At 43.9% G+C, this 21,708-nt stretch carries 16 protein-coding genes; 11 read left to right on the top strand and 5 right to left on the bottom strand.

From position 1 onward, the window contains the following. Nucleotides 1-46: 46 nt before the first annotated feature. The 3 genes from F4V45_RS04775 to cysK all read right to left on the bottom strand — a co-directional run bounded on the left by F4V45_RS04775 (nt 47) and on the right by cysK (nt 5,100). Nucleotides 47-3,718 carry a type IIG restriction enzyme/methyltransferase gene (locus tag F4V45_RS04775; RefSeq protein ID WP_210670672.1) on the bottom strand — a complete coding sequence of 1,224 codons (3,672 nt, stop codon included), beginning with the start codon at nt 3,716-3,718 and terminating at the stop codon, nt 47-49. A gap of 23 nt (nt 3,719-3,741) precedes the next feature. Continuing rightward, nucleotides 3,742-4,086, bottom strand: a complete 345-nt coding sequence (locus F4V45_RS09590) for a DUF7149 domain-containing protein (RefSeq protein WP_211362725.1) — start codon at nt 4,084-4,086, stop codon at nt 3,742-3,744. Nucleotides 4,087-4,194: 108 nt separating this feature from the next. Further along, complete coding sequence (cysK, locus tag F4V45_RS04770; RefSeq protein WP_023929883.1) at nt 4,195-5,100, bottom strand: cysteine synthase A; 906 nt, start codon at nt 5,098-5,100, stop codon at nt 4,195-4,197. Between the two features lie 39 nt (nt 5,101-5,139). Between cysK and F4V45_RS09925 the strand changes: the two genes are divergently transcribed. Then, nucleotides 5,140-5,262, top strand: coding sequence for a hypothetical protein (locus F4V45_RS09925; protein WP_281292477.1), 123 nt, complete (start codon nt 5,140-5,142; stop codon nt 5,260-5,262). Here F4V45_RS09925 and F4V45_RS04765 read toward each other — a convergent pair. Next, nucleotides 5,243-7,000, bottom strand: coding sequence for a methyl-accepting chemotaxis protein (locus tag F4V45_RS04765; RefSeq protein WP_210670665.1), 1,758 nt, complete (start codon nt 6,998-7,000; stop codon nt 5,243-5,245). The two genes, F4V45_RS09925 and F4V45_RS04765, sit on opposite strands and share 20 nt — an antisense overlap. A 204-nt stretch (nt 7,001-7,204) precedes the next feature. Here F4V45_RS04765 and F4V45_RS04760 point away from each other — a divergent pair, with 204 nt between their 5' ends. The 6 genes from F4V45_RS04760 (at nt 7,205) to flgA (ending at nt 15,457) form a co-directional block, all read left to right on the top strand. Further along, nucleotides 7,205-7,414, top strand: a complete 210-nt coding sequence (locus F4V45_RS04760; RefSeq protein WP_023929881.1) for an alkylphosphonate utilization protein — start codon at nt 7,205-7,207, stop codon at nt 7,412-7,414. 5 nt (nt 7,415-7,419) lie between these two features. Then, nucleotides 7,420-8,841: a PhoH family protein gene (locus tag F4V45_RS04755; protein ID WP_150337298.1), complete on the top strand. Its 1,422-nt coding sequence runs from the start codon at nt 7,420-7,422 to the stop codon at nt 8,839-8,841. Nucleotides 8,842-8,909: 68 nt separating this feature from the next. Next, nucleotides 8,910-10,217 (top strand): serine--tRNA ligase, encoded by a 1,308-nt coding sequence (gene serS, locus F4V45_RS04750; RefSeq protein WP_150337297.1) that lies wholly within the window; start codon nt 8,910-8,912, stop codon nt 10,215-10,217. Nucleotides 10,218-10,227: 10 nt separating this feature from the next. After that, on the top strand, nt 10,228-12,696 hold the full coding sequence (locus F4V45_RS04745) for a tetratricopeptide repeat protein (protein WP_150337296.1): 2,469 nt from the start codon (nt 10,228-10,230) through the stop codon (nt 12,694-12,696). A 3-nt stretch (nt 12,697-12,699) separates the two neighbouring features. Continuing rightward, the gene (locus F4V45_RS04740) at nt 12,700-14,778 is read left to right on the top strand and encodes an ATP-dependent helicase (RefSeq protein ID WP_150337295.1); all 2,079 of its coding nucleotides are present in this window, start codon (nt 12,700-12,702) and stop codon (nt 14,776-14,778) included. A 1-nt stretch (nt 14,779) separates the two neighbouring features. After that, complete coding sequence (flgA, locus tag F4V45_RS04735; RefSeq protein WP_170235175.1) at nt 14,780-15,457, top strand: flagellar basal body P-ring formation chaperone FlgA; 678 nt, start codon at nt 14,780-14,782, stop codon at nt 15,455-15,457. A 75-nt stretch (nt 15,458-15,532) separates the two neighbouring features. Here flgA and polA read toward each other — a convergent pair whose 3' ends face one another. Then, on the bottom strand, nt 15,533-18,229 hold the full coding sequence (polA, locus tag F4V45_RS04730) for a DNA polymerase I (protein WP_150337293.1): 2,697 nt from the start codon (nt 18,227-18,229) through the stop codon (nt 15,533-15,535). A gap of 209 nt (nt 18,230-18,438) precedes the next feature. Here polA and nrfH point away from each other — a divergent pair, with 209 nt between their 5' ends. The 4 genes from nrfH to rplT all read left to right on the top strand — a co-directional run bounded on the left by nrfH (nt 18,439) and on the right by rplT (nt 21,548). Next, nucleotides 18,439-18,924, top strand: coding sequence for a cytochrome c nitrite reductase small subunit (nrfH, locus tag F4V45_RS04725; protein WP_150337292.1), 486 nt, complete (start codon nt 18,439-18,441; stop codon nt 18,922-18,924). Nucleotides 18,925-18,944: 20 nt separating this feature from the next. Continuing rightward, complete coding sequence (locus F4V45_RS04720; protein ID WP_023929873.1) at nt 18,945-20,768, top strand: ammonia-forming cytochrome c nitrite reductase subunit c552; 1,824 nt, start codon at nt 18,945-18,947, stop codon at nt 20,766-20,768. Nucleotides 20,769-20,935: 167 nt separating this feature from the next. Beyond that, nucleotides 20,936-21,130 (top strand): 50S ribosomal protein L35, encoded by a 195-nt coding sequence (gene rpmI / locus F4V45_RS04715; protein ID WP_023929872.1) that lies wholly within the window; start codon nt 20,936-20,938, stop codon nt 21,128-21,130. A gap of 67 nt (nt 21,131-21,197) precedes the next feature. Then, nucleotides 21,198-21,548, top strand: a complete 351-nt coding sequence (gene rplT, locus F4V45_RS04710; RefSeq protein WP_023929871.1) for a 50S ribosomal protein L20 — start codon at nt 21,198-21,200, stop codon at nt 21,546-21,548. Nucleotides 21,549-21,708 lie beyond the last annotated feature (160 nt).

The raw sequence follows: 21,708 nt of genomic DNA, 5'->3' as shown, positions 1-21,708 counted from the left end.
GCTCTTCCTTATCATTTTGTGTTGTTTAGATTCTAGCATTAGTTTTTTATGTTTTGGAATCTATTATTGCTATCTCATCGTTTGTGAGATTGTAGAGTTTATAGACTAAAGAGTCGATTTTAGATTCTAACTCTTTTGTGTCAAGGGCGGAATCTGCTTTGTCATTTTGAGCCTTTGAAAAAGGCGAAAAATCTTTTTTAGATTCTGTATTTTTAGATACTTCGGCTAACGCCTCAGTATGACAAGCTTTAATTTCTAGGATATTCTCTACACATTTTATAATCTCATCGCACAAGGGCTTATTAGATTCTGTGATTTGTGGGATAGGGAGTCTTTCTACATATTGATTAGAAAGCAAAAAGCCTTTATCAGCATATAAATGCCCTATATTTTTAAAATAATAAAAAATCGTTTTAGAATTAAGAAATCCAAGTATGTATAATAATCTCTCTTTTGACTTGCTTGTTAAAAATGCCATAGAATCTAAAAGGTAATAATCAGATTCCATAATAAAACTTGGCTCTTGTGTAACGCGTTGCCACGAAATCTTTTCTTTTTCAAAGTTGCTTAAGTATTCATTTGTAGGGTTGTTGTCTAGCTCTAGCCAATGGTGTTGCCCTGTGTATGGCTTTTTATCTGTGGCTGGTTTGTTGGTGCATTGTCCCCTTTTTTGTAGCTTATCTTTGTGTTGTAAGAGATAGTTATATATTGCTGGATAATCTTTTTCTAAATATTGATGAGAGTTAAATTTGGCTATGATTATCCACAATCCTGCCCACTCATAACTATACCGCTTAATATCCCTGCCACGCAAAATGGGCTTTATAAGCTCACTTGTCCTTTGTCTTTCATTTTCACTCACACAATTCCTTAAAATCTCATCTCTTTTTGCAGAATCTATAATAAAGGCTTCGTTATAGCCTGTTTTGATTCCATAATTTATAGAAATATCCCATTCTTTTAGCGGTGTGCCGATGGCTTCAATCTTAGCTTTAAGGGCGGCGTTGGTGCTGTCTTGGAAAATAAAGCTTTCTTTAGTTAAGCTAGATTGCAAAAGGCTTTGTGATGTGATGTATTCTTGCAGTGGGGCATTGGCTTTAGTATCGTAGTCTTTGGGGTGTGCGAAGTCAAATGTATGTGTAGAATCTGGCGTTGTTTTGATAAAGCTTAGGATACTTGTATCCACAGAGGCGGAGTCAAAGACTTTTATACCATTTAATTCTATGTAGTAAAGCAGGGCGGTGGCTTCAAGCAAAAACTCCCTTAAAGGCTCGCCATATCCTGCTCGGCAGTATTTATTGCTTGTGATAAAGCTTAAGATTCCATTGTGTTTTAGAATCTTGTGTCCTTGCTCGTAGAAGTAGGTGTAAATATCGCTTGTGCCTTTGTAGATTCTAAAGGCTTTTTGAAGTTGTGGCTTTAGGTGCTTTATCTCTTCTTGGCGGATATAAGGCGGATTGCCTATGACTAAATCAAAGCCTAGAAAGTCGCCATTAGAATCTAGCACTTCAGGGAATGCAAACCGCCATTCAAATGCGTTAGTGTCATTTATGAGATTCTCATATTCTCGCATAGATTCTATAAGTGTTATAAGCTCTTTTTCTACAAAACCTTGCGACTCTTTGGGTATGTCTAGGCTCTTGTGGAAGTTAAAGTTTATCGTGTAGTCGTTGAGACTTTTTATAAGGGCAGAATCTAGGCTTTTGTTTTGCAGAGTGGCGTTATCAATGCCATTGTAGCCATAGCGTTGCAGGTAGCTAGATAGGGCATTTTTGAAGTTTTGGTAGGCTTTGCTTGTTTTGTGAAATATAGCGATGATAAAGCTTTGTGTGGTGTGGATTTTTTGCTTATGGAGTGATTTTAGCTCGGCGTTTGTCTCGTTTTTGTAAGCACTCACGGCGTTTTTGTAATCTTGTATAGTATGTGGGAGTTTATTTTGTATATCATTGATTGTAGATAGAATCTCATTTGCAGATTCTAGGGTGGCGTTATCATTGAGCCTATTTTTTAAATCTTTTTCTAAGCTTTCTTTTGTCATATCTAGGGCGATATTGCTTATAAGCGAATTTCCACATTTAATATTTATATCAATGTTTGGTAGGGTTTCTAAATCGCCTGTATTTTTACCATTAGAATCAAAGATATAAAAGCTGTATTTAAGTAGCTCTATCCATAGTCTTAGCTTTGTGATTTCACAAGAGTTTGGGTTTATATCCACGCCAAAAAGGCAGGATTCTATCAAAATGCGTTTGTTGTGGAATAGGGCTTTTTGGATTATGTGAGATTCTAAATTTTCGTGGGCTGGGGTTTGATAAGTATGCAGGGTGTTATTGGAATCTTGTATTAAAATCTCATCATTTTCTAGGCGTAATCTTATGTCTTTTAATCGCTTATAGTCTCGCTCTCCATTATCATCAATGTGAATCTCGCAGAGAATCTTAAGGCGGAATTTTAGCTCTATCATAGCATTGAGCATAGACACAAGGAAGTGTCCGCTACCAACGGCTGGATCGCAAACCTTTATAGAATCAAAAATGGCATTTGCCTCTTTATAGCCATCTTTTGAATCTGTGAGTTTGTCTAGCTTTTGTGCTAAAGATTCTAAGCTATCGCATTCCCACGATTTTCTTTCATTAAACTTCTCTATAACGACTTTTTCTAGCGACTCTTTACACATATAGCTTGTGATAAAGCTAGGCGTGTAGAAACTGCCCTCTTTGTAGCCATTTAGCTTTTCAAAGACTAGTCCTAGCACGGCGGCATTTATCAGCTTGTCGTGGTTTGTTTTGATATGGTCTATAATATCTTTTGGCGTGGTGGTGAAGTCATAGGCGTGTAAGAATTTAAAGAGATATTCTAAAAGGGGCAGGGATTGTGTATCTTTATACTCTTTGTCTTTTTTAAGGATTGAGTGCTTGAAAATGGCGAGATGATTAGAATCTAGTTTGCTTATTTCGTTATTTTGCTTTTCTAATTCTGTTTTGTCAAAAAGGCTTGAGTTAAGATAAGGGATAGAATCTTTTAGCTTTAAGTCGGTTTTTCGCTTCTCTTTTTTAAGGGCTAATATGTCAAAAAAGAGCGTGTTTAAGTCTGTGAAGTTTTGTAGCGTGTCAATGTCTAAAAAGGGCTTTGTAATATGCTTGAAACTTAAAAGCATAGATTCTAAAAGTCGCAGGAATAATATGCGGTTATTCCAAGTGGTAAGCAAGGAAAAGATTGTCTCAAAGTCTTTGTCTCTATCAAGTCCTAGTTTGTTGCAGATAGAATCTAAAAGCGTGTTTTGCTCTGTGGTGGGGAGGATTAGAATCTTGCCTTTTTGGTCTATCTCTTTTAGCCCTAGAATGTAGAGCAATTCATCATAAAAGCTTTGATTGAGTGTGTTGGCGTCAATGCAATTTTTTTGTTTGAGTAGCACTTGTGGGCTTAGGGCTTGATATAGCAGGGGCAGGGGTGTAGTCTGTATATGAAAATGGGTAAATTTTAGTGTGGAGTTAAGGGAGGGCAAATAGTCTTTAAGTGTGGCGTAAAACTTGCTTGTGCTTGTGCTTGTGCCTTGATTCTTATCGCAGTTATCAAAGGCTTTTAGGATTGTTTTATCTTTAGTAAATGTGAGATACTCTCTAGCGTCTATGAGATAGAAATCTCGCGTATTTGTTAGGATAATGTGCTTTATGTCGTTGTTGTTATGGGTTTTATACTCGCGTAAAAAGTAGAGAATAGATTCATAAAAGGCTTTGGATTCTAGATTGTGTAGTGTGGGTAGTGTTCTCCCCCCCCCCCCCCCCCCCCCAAAAAAAAACTTGTTTTTTTTTTTTTTTTTTTTACTTCAAAAAGCACTTTTGCAATCCCATCTTCATAAATGCTTAAATCAATGAGATTTTTTGTATTGCGCTCATAGTTAAAGCTATCTTTCAAAAAATCCATAAAGATGATTTTTAAATGCTCTTCGCTCTCTTTATTTTTCTCCGCCTTATCCAGAGCGTTTAAAAGATTATCCTTATGTGTGTCAAAAGATTCTAGCTCTTTTATGCTTGGGCTGTGGGCATTTGATAAGAAGTCTTCTAAAGGGATAGGTGTATAGGTCATTGTGGCTCCAGGGTTATGGGTTTGCTTGTGGGGATAGGCATTATAAGTGCTAGGTCTTTAAGCGCGCTTAAAGACAGCAAGTAGCACTACAATCACGCTAGATTCTAGCTATAGGGTATTAAACAAATCTGTAGAGAGATACCGCTCGGCAGTGTCATTGAGCATTGTTAGCACCTTTTTACTTGGATTTTCTTTGGCGATCCTTTGGGCGATGGCGACATTTGCCCCGCTTGATATACCCACCATCACACCGACTCTAGCGAGCTGCTGGGCACAAGCGATAGCTTGCTCATTTTCCACACACACGATAGAATCTATCACGCTAGTGTTTAGGATTTTGGGGATAAAGTTTGCCCCTATGCCTTGGATCTTGTGTCCAGCGGCGCACCCTTGGCTAAGTAGTGGCGAGGCAGCAGGCTCGACACCAATGACTTGCAAGCCAGAAATCTTCTCTTTTAGCACCTCACCCACACCGCTGATCGTCCCGCCTGTGCCAAAGCCTGCGACAAAGTAGCCAAGATCCCCGCTAAAGCTCTCATAAATCTCCAACGCCGTGGTGCGCCTGTGCGCTTCTTTGTTAGCTAGATTTTCAAACTGACTTGGCATAAAAGAGTCAGGGATACTCTCTAGCAGCTTGCTAGCTTCATCAAGCGCGCCTTTCATACCCTGTGCAGCTGGGGTTAGCACAAGCTTCGCGCCAAAGAGTGTCATCATCTTGCGCCGCTCTATGCTCATAGATTCTGGCATTGTGATAATGATCTTTAGCCCAAGGCTAGCGCAAATCATCGCAAGAGATATGCCCATATTACCGCTGGTGCATTCTACTATGGTGGTGTCTTTTGTAATTTGCTTGCGATCAAGCGCATCTTGTATCATCGCAAAAGCAGCGCGATCTTTAACAGAGTGGCTTGGGTTGAGAAACTCACACTTGCCATAGAGATTGGGAGCAAATTGATGGAGATGGAGAATGGGCGTGCGACCGATTAGATCCGTGATATTATGAGCGATAGGCATAAGAGTCCTTTGTGGTGAAATGAGTCAAGCTACCAAGATTTGCAGCATATTGTCAAGCAAGTGCTAGAATCTAGCGCGCCCCTTGAGCCCACTTGTTACCAAAGTGCCTGCGCCCACAAGCGCAAGCTAGAATCTAGCTCGCTTAAAACTTCTTCGCATTAACATCATCAAGGATTTTAGCTGCAACGCTATCAAGCGCGGTACTTATATCGCGAGAGTGGTTGGCGATTTGCACATTTTGCTGGGTTATGTCTTCAAGCTGGGAAATGGTGTCATTGATCTGGCTTACACCTTCAGTCTGCTCCTTGATAGATTCTGCCATTTCGTTGATACTTTGCACTAAGAGATTTGTATTTGCCTCAATCTCGCCTAAGCTTTTTTGCGTGCGCTCTGCAAGCTTGCGCACTTCATCTGCCACCACGGCAAAGCCTCGCCCGTGCTCGCCAGCGCGCGCAGCTTCAATAGCGGCATTAAGGGCTAGCAAGTTTGTTTGATCCGCGATGTCTCTAATAATGCCAATGACATTTTTAATATCTTCACTTTGAGCGATGACTTCGTTTGTATGCTCGCTGACACTTTGCATAGATTGGGCGATTTCTTCTGTGAGTGATGCGGTTTGCTGGAGTGAAGAGCTTTGGGTGTTGGCACTTTGGGTAAGCTCATAGACAGAAGATTCTAGCTCCTTGGACTTTGCTTCAAGCTCTCTAGCGTGATCGCGCGAGATAGCAAGCATACTTGCCATAGAGTCCCCAAGGTTATTGATAGCTACTTCAAGTCCTCTTGGGTTTTCTACCCTATCAGTGAAGTCGTTGTTTTTATACGCGTCAAAAACACGTGCCGAGTTGCTAAGGTCATCTCCCACGAGATTTAATAGCGTGCGCGACATTTGGTTGATCGCATCTTTTAGCTCATTGATTTGCGGATTTAGGCTTGTGTTTTCAATAATTGTGCCAAAGTGTCCGTTTTTCGCTTCTTCTACGACACCTAGCACATCGCGCACGAGATTGGAGTCTTTTTTAAGCCCTTCTTGCGTGCGCTTGACATTATCATCAATCGCCTGTGCCATACGCCCAATTTCATCTTTAGAATCTAGGGGGATAGAGTCCATCTGCTTGCTCTCGTGATTAAGGTAGGCAAAAAAGGCAAAGACATTATGCTGCAAGCTTAGAATCCCGCGCAAATGCGTGCTATAAAACAGCCACATCAATGGGAAAAAGATCAGCAAAAATGCCACCATAGAAATAGCGATATTGTTATAGATTGTTTGAGAAATATTCCCTAGAATCCCTTGCGAAGTGGCGTGGGTGTAAATATCTAGCGTATCAATATACACCCCTGTTGAAATCCAAATATCCTTCGTATTTGGGATAAGCTTGGCATAGGCGACTTTCTGCGCATCGACAAACCCGCCCTGCGGCAAAGGCTTAGAGAAAATGTAATACACAAATTTACCCTTTTGACTCGTGTCTTTAGAGATCTCAAAAAGCTCTCGTATGTAATACACACCATTAGGGTCCTTAGCGTCCCAATACGACACGCCAATCATATCTTTGCGATTAGGGTGGGCGACATTTATGCCCTTTTGAAAGGCGAAGTAGTAGCCAGACTTGTCGTCTTCAAAGTTGAATTTATCAATGGCTTTTGCGATGATGGCGATTTGATCCTTTTCATCAAGTCCTTTTACAAGCTCACCTAGCGAGCTTGCCATAGAGTCTGTGCCGAGCTTGATTTTTGCCTTAATCTCTTGCTCTAGCATTGCGATAATTTGCTCTTGCGTATGCTTGGAGAACTTCGCCTCTCCTAAGATCGTTAGCACCAAAAATATGACAAATGCCACACCAAAGCCGACAATCAAGGTGAAAAACTTTGATTTAAGTGAAAGGTTTTTATAAAACTTCATAGCCATTCCTTCAAGCAGGGTAGTAAATAGCACTGCAAAAAAAGGTAGCATAAAATCCAAGCAAATCAAGCAAAATCTACCCCCAGCCTTAGGCTATGTGTAAATAGTAAGCAAAGAGCAAGGGTTAGGAGCGTTTGAGATAGATTCTAGTGCTTTAGCACATTTGCGCTATAATCCCAGCTACCACCACTTCAAGGAGTAGCAATGCCAAGAGATGCCAACGGAAGCCCGCTAGATTCTGGCGATAGCGTAACTATCACTAAAGACCTTAAAGTAAAAGGTGTTTCAAGCACGATAAAGCGCGGCACTATGGTTAAAAATATCCGCTTAAATGGTAATGATGATGAGATAGAAGCCAAGCTCCCAAAGCTTGGCACCATTGTGATAAAGACCTGCTTTGTCAAAAAGGCATAGCATAAATGGCAAAAAAGTCCTACCTCATTGATACTTCTATCATACTTGATGACCCAGAAAACATCATCTATCTCTACGACAATGCCAAAAACACCCTATGTATAAGCGATGTCGTGCTAGAAGAGCTTGATAAGAAGAAAACCTCACACGAAGTAGGCTTTTTAGCGCGAGAGTTTTTCCGCAATATTGGGGACTTTGATAAGCGCGCCACAAGCAGTGCTAAAGCAAGCAAGCAAGAGCTGCCATTCCCCCCAAAAGAGCAGGACTTTTTATACATAGCCTACTATGAGAGCAAGCAAGGTGCGATCCCCATTACAATCATCTACCGCGCAAGCTACAAAACCAAGCACCTAGAATATGGGCTAAATGACGCAAGGATCGCAGAAATCGCCAAAGACTATGGGCTCACTCTACTCACCAATGATATAGCACTAAAAATCCGCACTAAAGCAAGCGGGCTCAATGCCCAATCTCTCTTCCGCGATCGCGTGGAAAACCCCAGTGAAATCAACTTCTGGCATAGCTTCTTGCTCCATAAAGACGCGCCTTTAGCCCAGCTTGAGAAAACAAAGGCATTTAAAACACTAAAAGAGTGGAGTCTAATCCATATCGATGAGCAAGATAATACCGATAGCTCGCTCTATCTCACGGGGAAAAAACGCTTTGGCATAAAGCTACAAGGTCGCTTTGAAGAATGGGACTTAGATACAATGATAGATGAAGCTGCCCCCTATGTAACGCCCATAAATTTAGATCAAAAAATGCTCTTTTGCCTACTCACCCACCCGCATAATGTCGCCACCATAGCCACAGGCTCAACAGGCTCTGGGAAAACACTTATCGCACTTCAAGCAGGACTAGAGCTACTGAAGCAAGAAGTAGTTGATGGCATTATCTACCTGCGCAACACCATCACCGCTAATGACAAAGAAGCCGAGCTTGGATTCCGCAAGGGTGATGAAGACCAAAAGCTAGGCTACTTTATGTATCCGCTCTATAGCGCGATCAACTTCATCATCGACTCCTTGCGCTCTAGCTCGCTAAAGAGCTACCTTGAATACCGCGGCAATGTCAATACAATCCACAAAGAAGATGCCACGGAATATTTTTTAAAAAAGCACAATATCCAAGTCGTTGATATTGCGCACGCTAGGGGGATCACTATCCGCAAGAAGTTTGTGATATTTGATGAAGTGCAAAATGCCTCAAACGCCACGATCAAGCTCATTGGCACAAGGCTTGGAGATGATAGCAGGATCGTGTTTCTAGGCGATTGGGCGCAGATTGACCACCCATATCTAAGCAAGTTTCGCAACGGCGCAGTGAGCCTACTGCAAAAAGCCCTAGCCACAGACATCATCGCTGGAATCCAGCTGCGCCAGACGATCCGCAGCTCCATAGCGCAGTGGTTTGGCGAGAGCTTTTAGGCAGGGCGCGTGCAAACCTACTACATTTTTGCTAAAATCACGCACAAACTCCCTTTCTAAGGCTAGCAATGATAGATATTAAACTTTTACTCCAAGATTTTGACTATGTCGCTTCTGCCTTAAGCAAAAGGCAAGTAGATTCTAGCACCTTGCAAGAGTTAAGCACGCTAGCTAGCAAGCTAAAGCTTGCCAAGCAGTCCCTAGAATCACTCCAAGAGCTACAAAACAAAAACTCCAAGCTCTTTGGCGCACAAAGGGCACAAGGGGTAGAATCTAGCGCACTAGAGACACTGCGCAAGGAGCTAGAATCTAACAAGCAAGCCATAGCCCAAGCGCAAGAAGTCGTGCGAGCCTTGCAAGAAGAGCTAGAATCTAGCCTTGCCACTATCCCCAATCTCCCAGACTCCCACACGCCAAGTGGCAAAGATGAGAGCGAGAATGTCGAGCTAGAGCGCATTCTAACTCCTAGAGAGTTTGACTTCACTCCTAAAGAGCATTTTGAGCTAGCAGAGCAAAATGGCTGGATCGACTTTGCCGCTGGGGTAAAGCTGGCTAAAAGTCGCTTCTCAGTCCTGCGCAAGGAAGGCGCGCTACTCTCTCGCGCACTTATAAACTTTATGATCGATAGCAATCGCAAGGCGGGCTTTGAGCTTGTTAGCACGCCAGTGATTGTTAATAGCGCAATGCTCTTTGGCACAGGACAGCTACCAAAATTTGAAGATGATATGTTTAAGCTAGCAAGCTTTGAAGAGCCAGATTCTAGCGCGGTAGAATCTAAGGGCATAAAGAAAAAGGGGCATAGTCTCTACCTCATCTCCACTGCGGAAATCACGCTTACAAATCTCTATAATGACTGCATTATTAGTGCTAATGACCTGCCTATTTGCCTAACTGCGCAAACGCCCTGCTTCCGCAAAGAAGCCGGCAGTGCTGGGCGCGATACAAGGGGCATTATCCGTGAGCATCAATTTGACAAAGTCGAGCTAGTGGCGATCACGCACCCAAGCCAAAGTGATACAATGCAAGAGAAAATGCTCCGCACCGCTAGCAAAATCTTAAGCGATCTAGGGCTGCCCCACCGCTTTGTGCGCTTGTGTAGCGGGGATTTAGGCTTTAGCGCGAGTAATACCATTGATATAGAAGTGTGGCTGCCCGGGCAGGGCTGCTACCGCGAGATAAGCTCTGTTAGCAACACGCGCGATTTCCAAGCAAGGCGAGCCAAAATCCGCTACAAAGAAAATGGCAAAAACCACTTCGCCCACACACTTAATGGCTCATCTCTAGCCGTGGGGCGCACGCTTGTAGCCATTATGGAAAACCACCAGCAAAAAGATGGCACAATCGCTATCCCCAAAGTCCTAGAATCCTACTTATAAGATTAGAGCTATGGCAGATGTAAATAGTATCCAAGAAGAGCAAGAGCAGACCCAAGCCACCGAGTCTAAAGGGCTTAGTGAAAAGCTGCAGAAGATTCTAGCTCCTATGCAAGGGCTATTTGCTAGCCTTAGCCCCCAGATCCAAAAGCTTAAGCAGAATAAAATCGCCTTTTATAGCGTGCTAGGAGGAGGGGCAGTGCTAGTTTTGCTGCTGCTTTTGCTGCTGATTCTAGCACTTATGCCAAGCAAAAAGACAAAAAAGCCCGAGCAAGAAGCGACACAAGAAAGTGTAGTCAATGAAATCTCCCAAGAAGAAGTGCAAAAGCTCATCAGCACGCCACTTCCTGCCCCTGATGAAGATGCCCCAGATTCTAGCGTGGATAATCTTATCATTAAAGGCAATGTGCTCTATGATCAAGGCTACCGCCAAGAAGCGTATGAAGTCTTCCGCAAGATCGCTGACTTTTCCCAATCAATCGCTAGCTACAACCTAGGCACAATGGAGCTAAAATCCCAGCTCTATCAAGATGCCATCGCAGCTTATAGCGACTCGATCCAAACGGGGCAAAATGTCTCTGCAAGCGCGATCAATGCGGCAGTGGCTGCATTGAAGCTAGATCGATTTGATTTATATGGGCACTATGTCAAAGTCGCTAATGACAACCTAAGCGAGATTATCAACGAGCCATTTTACAGCTATGCCTACGCTCTTGTCTCCTACTATGAAGACAAGTATTTTGAAGCCCTAAGCCCCTTACTTAACCCAAACTCCCTAGACTTTAGTGCGCAAAACAACCGCCTAGCCGCCCATATTTTCACTATCTTTGGTGATGATACAAATGCCCTAGAGCACCTACAAGCTGCCGCAGACCCAGAAGACAACAAATCTATCGGGCTACTTTATGCACGCAAGGGCGAATACACTCCAGCAAGAAATCATCTAGTCAAGTTCCTGCAACAACACCCAAATGATGTAGAAGCCCTTATGGCACTGCAAATTATTGAGCTAAAGCTTGGCAACTATGCAGCAGCAGCAGCAAGCTTAGATTCTATCGCTTCAAGCAAGAAAATCCACGAGCAGGCAAAGACCACCTACCCCATTAAAGTCACCATCAATCCAGAGCTCTTTGATGTGGGCATCGCGCAAAAGACCTTTTGGGAGCGCGACTTTGAGAATAAGGACAAAATCGGCTACAAAATGCTCTTTTACTTCGCACCATATCGAGTGTTTGATGCAAAGCGTGCATTAGAAGAAATCACACAAGCAAGCAACTTCGCCCAGCTCAATATCACAGAGGGGAAAAATATCCTTCTACGCTCTGCCACGACCTCTAAAATCGACAAAGAAATTATCCGCACGCTTGTCGCACTTGAGAGTAAGGATCTGCGGCAGGCGTTGGTATTTCTCAAAAATGTTACAAAAACAAACCCAAACCACGCGATTTTATACTACAACCTAGGGCTAGTCTATGCACAGCTTGGGCAGTATGATGATGCCTATGCGCATTTTATCCGCTCATATTATCTTGATCAAAGCGACTATCTCTCTGGAATCTTTGCAGTGCTCACAGGGCGATTTAGCCACAAAGATACCGAGCGCGTGGTATTTGATATGGTGCAGTCTTTCCAAAACCACGAAATCCAAGACCACACCCAAGACCCAGCCAAGCACACATTTGTAGAAAACTTCCTAAACTACCTAAATGACAACCAAATCCAAGAAAGCGACTGGATCGCACAAGCCAAGGTCAAAGAGCCTATTTACTACGCACTAGAGTTTGTCTATGCGCTTAAAAACAAAGACAAGCAAGGTATGCTAGATAACATCAACGCACTTAAGGCTATTTTTCCAAATGATGTGGTCGTAAATATTTTAGCCGTGCTTACTAAGAGCTTTGGCGAGAGCTTGCAAGATATTAGTATCAATATGTATAACTTATTTAACTCCAATACCCTAGATCTACGCCCGCTGTATTATGGCGGGGCTTTGCCTAGGGAGCTCTATGTCTATACGGGCTTTATCACAGGCTCTTTGCAAAATCAAGCACGCATTATGCAAAACCACCTAACCGCTAAAGATGACGACCCGCGCGGCACTTTGCAGACACTTGGAGCAATTAGTATCTACCAAAAAGACTTCCAAAAAGCCTATACGATTTTTAATATGCTTGTTGATGAGCTCAAAGAAGACGACAGCCACACGCGCTTTCTCACAGCAGTTTCTGCCGTGGGTGCTGGGAACTATGCTGATGCGACCTTACTTTTACAACTTGCTAAAATGGAGACCCCCACCGCCTATGAAGCGCGCTACGCACTAGGGCTACTCTATCAAGCCGCTCAAAACTACAAAGCCGCTGCCACAAACTACAACTTCGTGTCTTTAGCGGATTTTCGCTCTGAGTTTTTTGACTTCCAAATCGATACGCAAAAGATCTACTCCTACGAGCTAGAATCTAACGCCACCACGCTTACAAAGTAGCTTATGGACGCCCTACTCTCTACACTAAATCCTGCCCAAGCAGAAGCTGCCAAGCACATTGATGGGGCATTGCTTATCCTAGCGGGTGCTGGCAGCGGGAAGACAAAGACAATTACCACGCGCCTAGCCTATCTCATCAAAGTCGTAGGTATCCCCCCGCAATCCACCCTAACGCTAACTTTCACCAACAAAGCCGCAAGTGAAATGCGCCTTAGGGCACTGCAGATTCTAGGTGAGGGCTGCCCGCCTTTACACCCGCCACTACTTTGCACATTCCACCGCTTTGGGCTGCTCTTTTTGCGTGAGCATATCCACCACCTAGGGCGCAAGCACGACTTCATTTTGCTTGATAGCGATGATCAAAAGCGCATTGTCAAAAAGCTAGATTCTAGCTATGCGCACTTTAGCCCAGCGCAGATTCTAGGCTATATCTCTGCTTGCAAAAATAAGCTAATCACCCCAAGCCAAGCGCACCAACAAGCAAAAAGCCAAAACTACCAAGACCTAAGCAAAGCCTACCAAGACTACCAAGCATTCCTAGAGAAAAACAATATGCTTGACTTTGATGATTTACTGCTAAAAAGCTATGAGATTCTAGCTAGTAATGCCGAGATTGCTACAATGATGAGCGAGCGTTATCAATACATTATGGTCGATGAATACCAAGATACCAACTTCTTGCAAGTCTCCTTACTGCAAAAGCTCTGCACCACGCATAATAATCTCTGTGTCGTGGGCGATGATGATCAAAGCATTTATAGCTGGAGGGGGGCAGATATTTCCCATATCCTGCACTTTGCGAAAACTTTTGATGCAAAGACCATCACCCTAGCGCAAAACTACCGCTCCAAAGAGCCTATTTTGCGCGCGGCAAATGCACTCATCGCCCATAACACTTCCCGCCTTGGCAAAGATTTGGTAAGCACTAGGGGAGATGGTGATGAGATAGTGCTACTTAGCCATAGCGATGAAACGCAAGAAGCAAATACCATTGCCAGCAAGATCGCTGCACTTTTGCAAAGTGGCATTGCTCCTACACAAATTGCCATACTATTTCGGCTTAATGCTCTCTCTCGCAGCATAGAAGAGGGCTTAAATCGCGCCAAAATCCCCTATAAACTTATCGGCGCGACTAGATTCTATGAGCGCGCAGAGATTAAAGATGTGCTAGCATATTTCCGCGTGGTGCTAAATCTTAATGATGACTTCTCTCTCTCGCGTATCATCAATGTCCCTAAGCGTTCCCTTGGCAAGGTCGCACAAGAAAAGATCTTTAGCACCGCTAGTGCGCAAAGCCTTAGTGTCTATGAAGCCTATAAGCAAGGGCTACTAGAATCCACTTTATCACACACGCAAAATAAGCAGCTAAAAATGCTCTTTGACACCCTAGAACTCCTGCAAGCAAAGCTCCAAGAAAGCGCGCTAGGCTTTTTAGACGCTTTTGATGAAAGCTTCGCCCTGCGCGTGGAGACAAGCTTTGATGATATTGATAGGCGCGCAAATATTGAGGAGTTTTATGGCTATTTTCGCGACTTTTTTATGCAAAACCCACATTACGGGCTTGATGATTTACTCTATGAGCTAAGTCTAAGCTCTAGCACTGATGTTGAAGTGGGCGAGAGTATTAGCTGTATGAGCGTGCATAGCTCTAAGGGGCTGGAGTTTGACTATGTGTTTATCATCGGCTGTGAAGAAGGGTTTTTCCCACTTTTGCGTGAAGAGGGCGATCTGCAAGAAGAGCGCAGGCTCGCGTATGTAGCTTTCACACGCGCTAGGGAGAAGCTCTTTGTCTCACACGCGCACTCACGATTCTATAAGGGTAAGCGAGAGACTCTAGCCCCATCACGCTTCCTTAAAGAAGCCAAGCTTACCCCAGAAGCAGATACATATAGCAAGCCTTGCATAAGCCAAGAAGAGCTAGAATCTAGCCAAGATTTTAGCAAGGGCTGTGCGATTAAGCACAAAATCTTTGGGCTAGGCGTTGTGCAAGAAGTGCGCAAACAAGGCGGGCAGGTGTATTTGCGCATTAACTTTGGTGGGAATGTCCGCTTGCTGCTTGCAGACTTTGTGCAAAGGGTGTGATGTGAAATATCTAGCTGCAGTCATTTTGCTCACGCACGCTCTTGTAGCACAGGAGTCATCACTCAAGCAATATATCGCCCAAGCCTATGCCACCGCCTATAAAGACTACGATATCCACATCACACAAATTAGCCTGCAAGCTCCGCAATCGCTACAAGGGCACAATCTCTCCTGCGCTGCTCCAAATATCTGCACACTCTCACCAAATGCACTTGCAAAATCTAGCGGCACGCTTATTGCCAAAATCCACAATGGCGCAAGTGTGGTGTCTGTGCCCATCTCATATAGTATTGATGCAGAGCTAAGTGTCATCAAAGCCACAGCACTCATTAGCACAAATGCGGACATAACAAGCCAAAACACCGCCACACAGCGCAGCAAGCTAGCACTGCTTAGAAACACCAAGCTTTTGCCACAAAGCGCGCTGGGCAAGGTCTCTGCAAGATCACTTATCGGCTCTGGGAGCATTATCACGCTAGATAAGGTCAAAGAGCGCATTCTCGTGCGCAAGGGCGAGATGATCACAGCAATTATAAAAAGCCAGAATCTATCTCTACAAACCCAAGTGCAAGCCTTGCAAAATGGCACACAAGGGCAGATTATCAAAGTCCTAAACCAAAGCACACAAAAGATCTTACGCGCACAAATTATTGATGAAAATACCGCAGAGATTCTCTAAGCACTTTAGCCTAGATTCTACCTCTTGACTGCCTAGCTAGAATCTATTTGGATTCTAGCTAGTGGGCGCGCTTAGCTACTTAAGATCTGCCCAGCTATCACCTAGCGAAATGCTAGATTCTAGTGGGATAGCTAGGGGGTAGATACTATCCATAATATGGGCAATTTCTTTGGCGGATTCTAGGGCGTTTTGTTTAGGTAGCTCAAAGATTAGCTCATCATGCACTTGTAAAAGCATAGCAATATTTGAGCCTTGGATATGGGCGTGGATTTTTAGCATAGCCATTTTGATAAGATCAGCCGCACTACCTTGGAAAATCGTATTAACCCCCTCTCGCAAGTAATTAGCGCGCATAAACTCCGTAGCATTGCTAAAGTCAAAATACCTTCTATGTCCCAGCAGTGTCTGCGCATAGCCATTGTGCAAAATCTCTTGCTCTTTAGATTTTAGAAATGTCTTTACCGAAGGGAAAAAGTCAAAATAGCTTTGGATATAGGACTTTGCTTCGCTAAAGCTTATGCCTAGTGTTTGGGCAAGCTTGCGCGCGCCCATACCATAGATGAGACCAAAGTTAATGCTTTTAGCAATGTGTCGCTTCTCTTGTGCTTGTTTTGGTGAAAACAAAATGCTTGCCGTTTGTAAGTGAATATCTAAGTGATTGCAAAACGCCTCGACCAACGCAGAATCCTGTGAAAAATGCGCAAGCAATCGCAGCTCAATTTGTGAGTAGTCGATTGAAAGCAGCGTATAATCCTCACTCTTAGCGCGGAATCCCGCGCGGATCAGCTTACCTTGCTCGCTACGCACGGGGATATTTTGGAGATTTGGATTCTTAGAGCTTAGGCGACCAGTGGCAGTGCCGCTTTGCAAAAATGAAGTATAGATTCTACCTTCATCATTATGCTTCAATAGCGGCTCTACATAGGTGTTTTTGAGCTTGCTTGCTTCTCGGTATTCTAAGATTTTGGGGATTACAGGGTGGGCATCTAGCAAGGCTTGCAGGGTCTTCTCATCAGTGCTGTATCCGCCCTTGATCTGCCGCTGTGCCTTTAGCCCAAGCTTGTCAAAGAGCATAGTGCCTAGCTGCTTTGGGGAGTTTAGGTTAAAGACATCATTGCAAAGGGTGAAAATCTCTTGCTCCAATGCCAAAAGATCCTTGCTAAAGCGTGTGGAGAGTGCTTGGAAATATTTGGTATCAATGCTAATGCCATTACCCTCCATTGCCACAAGCACTTGGATAAAGGGAAACTCCAAACTTTGAGCAAGGGAAAATAGCTGCTGCAAGCCTTTAGATTCTAGGGTGGAAGAGATTATGTGAAAAAGTGCAAAAGTCGCAGCGGCATCTTCTGCGGCATACTCTGTGGCAGACTCTATCAGCACTTCAGCGAAGTTCTGCTTACTGCCAAGCACCTCGCTAAAAGGGAGCATTGTGTAGCTAAACCACTTGCGCATTTGCTCATCTAAGCCCACCTTGCTCGCACTATCATAGAGCCACGCCAAAATCATAGAATCATAAATTTCACGCTTTGGCTCTATGCCTAGCCTTTTGGCGATCTGCAAGTCGTATTTGAGATTATGCCCGATGAGTGGATAGGAGAAAAGTAGCTCTAATGCCGCTTTTGTATCCGCCAAGGAGAGCTGACTTGGTGCGCCTAGGTAGGTGTGCGCCACGGGGACATAGTAGGCATTTTTACCATCAAAGCAAAAGCTAAATCCCACAAGCTCCGCCTTTCTTGTATCAAGCCCAGTGCTCTCACAATCATAGGCGATTTTCGTATCTTTAGGCAGGGGGGCAAGCAGGGCTCGTATCTGCTCCAAACTCCATAAAGTGTGTGCTTTGTAGGTAAAATTTGTAGAAGTAGATTCTAGGGCTTTGGGCTTTAATACTGCTTCGTGTTTGACATTCATAGGCTCGCCTGAGAGTCGCTGGACGATTTTGGTAAATTCATAGCGGCTTAGCTCATCAATGATTAAATGCAAGGGGTTTTTCTCTGGCATAGCAAGTGCTTGGAAATCCACATCTAAAGGCAGGTCTTTTACAAGCGTTACAAGCTTTCTGCTAAGAAGCGCGCTCTCTTTTTGCTCTCTTATAACTTGAGCTAGACGCTTGCTAATGACTTCTTCTAGCTCATTTTCTCTTGCATACATCGCATCAAGTGAGCCAAAATGCTCCAAAAGCTTGCAAGCAGTCTTAGCACCTATGCCCTTAACACCCGGGACATTATCGCTTGTATCCCCTACTAAGCTTTGATAGTCGATAAACAAATGCGGCAGCACGCCAAACTTCTGCTGACACTGCTCCTGCCTAATCTCTACTTGCCGCACAGGATCGAGCAAAAACACATCATCATCAATAAGCTGATAAAGATCTTTATCGTGGCTGATGATTTGGGTTTGTATGCCTTTGGTCTTGGCTAAGTGCGCTAAAGAAGCGATCACATCATCTGCTTCATAGCCCTCTTTTGCAATTTTGACAAGCTGCATTTTCTCAATCCACTCAATGGCGACAGGAAGCTGCAGCAATAGCTCTTGCGGGGTTTCTTGGCGGTTTGCCTTGTAGTCTTTGTAAATAGCTTTTCGTATATTTTGCCCCCCGCCTTCTAGGGCAAAGATAATGTAGTCGTGTGGATTACTTTTATACAGCTTCATAATGAGATTGGCAAAGCCTGTGAGCAGCCCTGTGGGGAAGCCTTGAGAGTTTTGCAAAGGTGGAAGCGCGTAAAAACTACGGAAAAAAAACCCAAATGTATCAATAATGATAAGCTTTTGCATAAAAGTCCTTTGACACGATAAATCTTAACAATACAGCCACAGAAGTATAGCTAAAGAGCGTTGCAGATATGATATAGCCTAAATGCTTTTAGTTCTTAACTTTAGCTATTTTTAGGAATTTGTAAGGACTATCTCTATAAAATCTCAGGTATTCATACTTTGTAGTTATAGCGCGGTTGTAGGATTATTTGGGTTAGCAAGGAGAGTAAATGAGCAAAAAAACTTCCCTTTTCGTATTTGCTCTAGTTTGTATATTTGGCTTTATCATCGGCAATGGTATTTATGGGCTATATAATGCAAATGCGTTGAGCTATCTCTCCAATGATTCTGCCGCGTGCAATAACTGCCATGTGATGAATGAAGTCCATCGCGATTGGACAAAAAGCTCACATCAAGGCGTAGAGTGTATCGAGTGCCACTTGCCACACTCATTTACACGCAAATGGCTGGCTAAGGCATATACAGGGCTAAATCACGCCTACCACTTTACATTTGACAAGCATCTACCGACAAACTTCACTGCTAATGCAGACACCAAAGCGTGGGTCAAGGAAAGTTGTATGCGCTGCCACGGCGACTACGCACATAATGCAATCGACCCTACAAAAGGCGATAAGGGCAGTAAAAATCCAGCTGAAGGCAGCTTGGATTGTATGTCCTGCCATCACAATGTGGGGCATTTGCGGGATTTTTAACACACATTAAAGGAGAGTAAATGGGCAAAAAGACTTTATGGATCGCACTAGTTGTAGCGATCCTTGTAGGAGCATTGGTCGCATATATCACGGCAGATATAGGGCAAAAGAAAGGCGAGCAAACTGCGCTTAACATAGGGGCTTCTGCGGGGCTTAGCGATAGTGATCCGCGCCTAAGCACTTGGGGCGCAAAATTCCCAGACTATTTAGATATGTATTTAAGCGGTGCAACGCTTACACCCAAATCTACCGACTTTGGCGGGAATCTCTCTTACAACAAGCTTGATAGATTCCCACAGCTTGTAAAAATGTGGGCTGGGTATCCCTTCTCCAAAGATTTCAATGAAGAGCGACACCACTTCTATATCCAAGCCGACCAGATGAAAACAGCTCGCAATAACAAAGACTTCCTTAATGCTTCTGGGCTTAAAGCATTTGGCGGGCAGCCCACAGCCTGTATGAACTGCCATAGTGGCTGGAGCTCTTGGCTTTTAGAAAATGTCTCTAAAGGCGATTTTTTGGCATTTAATAGTGCGAAATATTGGACGATGATCAAAAATGTCCCAACCTTTGATGAGCAAGCACCAGATAGCCCAGAGCACCTAGGGCTTCACGGCGGCACGAGAATGGGGCTTACTTGTGCGGACTGCCACTCGCCTAAGGATATGAGCCTGCGCATCACTCGCCCAGCCCTTGTCAATGCCCTTGTCTCTAGGGGCTATGAGGCTGATGAGAATCAAGGCGTGAAAGCCACTCGTCAAGAAATGCGCACACTTGTTTGCTCACAATGCCATGTTGAATACTACTTCGCTCCTGCGGGTAAAGTTACCACAATGGGCGAGAGCATCGCCAATGATCCAAATGCCAAATGGCTTGATGGCACGCAAAAAACTTATGACCAAATTGACTATTGGCGCGATGGCAATAAGCCTACACAAGTTAGCGTAGATGGGACAATGCTTGTTTTCCCTTGGAGCGAGTGGAAAAAAGGCGAGCCATTTAAAATCGAAATGTTTGATGACTACTATGAAAAAGTCAAAGACAAATTCCCACAAGATTGGGTGCATAAAGACACTAAAGCCCCTATGATCAAAATCCAGCACCCAGAGACAGAGCTAGCAAGCGGTGGAATCCACGCGCAAAATGGTGTGTCTTGCGCAGATTGCCATATGCCATACACACGCAATGGTGCCAAGAAGGTTACAAACCACCAGTTTGTCTCTCCGCTTAATGATGTCAATGCATCGTGCAAAACTTGCCATAGACAATCAGAAGAGTATCTTAAGCAGCAAGTATTCAATATCCAAACTTCTATCGCCTCTATGCAAAGAAGTGCGGAGTATGCGATCGTAAGCCTAATCGAAGATATTGCTAAGGTGCGTGCGCAAATGGGTGGGCTAGCCAAATACCAAACTGATGGCGCAGCAGATGACAAGAAAATCTCACAAGCCCTTAATGCGGTGCTTGATCTTCATCGCAAATCACAAATGCGAGCAGATTTTGTCAATGCGGAAAACTCCACAGGATTCCACAACCCAACAGAAGCGGCTAGGATCATGGGGCAGTCAATCGCTATGGCAAAAGAAGCGCAAGCTCTGCTTGTCTCTCTTGCAGCAAAAGACAATATCCATATCACGCCATCAAACCTAGGCTTTAAAGATATGCAAAAATACGCGCCCGGCGAGTTGCGCTACCCAGTAGATATGGAAGGACACAAAAAAGGCGATCTCTACTACAACGAGCCTGAAGAGAAAGATGTAAATCGCGCGCCAAATAAGCGATTGCTTGAGCTTGATGAGAGCCTATCACCCTATAACTACACCAAAATCCACGCGAAGCCTTAAAGCCCGCCGCCTTTAGGCGGACTTTATCGCACTAGAATTCTCCCATAGCCTTAGACTACCCAACCACACCACAAACTATAAAGAAGTTTTTAGCAAACTCGTGGTAGAATCCGCCCTTGCGTTGCTTTGAAAGCATCTATGCCTATCTTATGAAAGGAGAGAAGACAATGCCAAAGATGAAGACAAATCGCGGGGCAGCCAAACGCTTCAAGTGTAAGAAAAATCTTATTAAGCGTGGCTCGGCGTTTCGCAGTCATATTTTGACAAAGAAATCGCCAAAGCGTAAAGCACAGCTTAAGTCCCCTCATTTCGTGCATAGCGCGAATTTAGATTCTGTGAAGAATCTATTGTGTCAAGCATAAGTTCAAGTCCCCCTAAATAGGGAAAGATTAGCGAGAGCTACACCTACATAAAGGTCAAGGAGAAACAATGAGAGTTAAAACAGGCGTTGTCAGGCGCAGACGACACAAGAAAGTCTTAAAACTAGCGCGCGGATTTTACAGCGGGCGCAGGAAGCATTTCCGCAAGGCTAAGGAGCAACTAGAGAGAAGCTTGTGCTATGCGTTTCGCGATAGAAAGCAAAAGAAAAGAGACTTTAGAAGTCTATGGATCGTGCGCATAAATGCTGCGTGTAGGATCAATGATATTAGCTACTCTAAATTTATCCACGGATTAAAACGCGCTAATATCGAGCTTGATAGAAAAATCCTAGCGGATATGGCTATCAGCGACCCTCAGGCTTTTGCCGCGATTGTCCAGCAGGCTAAAGCAGCGATATAATCAATACCGCCCATATATGGGCTTTGTTATACTCGTGCAGCCCAACTTCCTTCAATATATTTAGATTCTAGGTCCCTAGAATCTAAGCTAAGTCTTACCCCAAGCGCAAGCCTATCCCCCAAACACAAAAAGTAAAAAATTTTTTAATTTATTTATAAAG

Origin of the sequence: Helicobacter canis (assembly GCF_008693005.1) — a bacterium.
Lineage (GTDB): Bacteria > Campylobacterota > Campylobacteria > Campylobacterales > Helicobacteraceae > Helicobacter_B > Helicobacter_B canis.
The sequence above is the reverse complement of the archived record's forward strand: the minus strand, read 5'-3'. Positions and strand labels throughout refer to the sequence as shown.

Excerpts from the sequence above, each read along its gene's own strand:
- F4V45_RS09590 (WP_211362725.1), bottom strand. The coding sequence starts at position 4,086 with ATGACCTATACACCTATCCCTTTAGAAGACTTCTTATCAAATGCCCAC.
- cysK (WP_023929883.1), bottom strand. The coding sequence starts at position 5,100 with ATGCCTATCGCTCATAATATCACGGATCTAATCGGTCGCACGCCCATT.
- F4V45_RS04765 (WP_210670665.1), bottom strand. The coding sequence starts at position 7,000 with ATGAAGTTTTATAAAAACCTTTCACTTAAATCAAAGTTTTTCACCTTG.
- F4V45_RS04760 (WP_023929881.1), top strand. The coding sequence starts at position 7,205 with ATGCCAAGAGATGCCAACGGAAGCCCGCTAGATTCTGGCGATAGCGTA.
- F4V45_RS04755 (WP_150337298.1), top strand. The coding sequence starts at position 7,420 with ATGGCAAAAAAGTCCTACCTCATTGATACTTCTATCATACTTGATGAC.
- serS (WP_150337297.1), top strand. The coding sequence starts at position 8,910 with ATGATAGATATTAAACTTTTACTCCAAGATTTTGACTATGTCGCTTCT.
- F4V45_RS04745 (WP_150337296.1), top strand. The coding sequence starts at position 10,228 with ATGGCAGATGTAAATAGTATCCAAGAAGAGCAAGAGCAGACCCAAGCC.
- F4V45_RS04740 (WP_150337295.1), top strand. The coding sequence starts at position 12,700 with ATGGACGCCCTACTCTCTACACTAAATCCTGCCCAAGCAGAAGCTGCC.
- polA (WP_150337293.1), bottom strand. The coding sequence starts at position 18,229 with ATGCAAAAGCTTATCATTATTGATACATTTGGGTTTTTTTTCCGTAGT.
- nrfH (WP_150337292.1), top strand. The coding sequence starts at position 18,439 with ATGAGCAAAAAAACTTCCCTTTTCGTATTTGCTCTAGTTTGTATATTT.
- F4V45_RS04720 (WP_023929873.1), top strand. The coding sequence starts at position 18,945 with ATGGGCAAAAAGACTTTATGGATCGCACTAGTTGTAGCGATCCTTGTA.
- rpmI (WP_023929872.1), top strand. The coding sequence starts at position 20,936 with ATGCCAAAGATGAAGACAAATCGCGGGGCAGCCAAACGCTTCAAGTGT.
- rplT (WP_023929871.1), top strand. The coding sequence starts at position 21,198 with ATGAGAGTTAAAACAGGCGTTGTCAGGCGCAGACGACACAAGAAAGTC.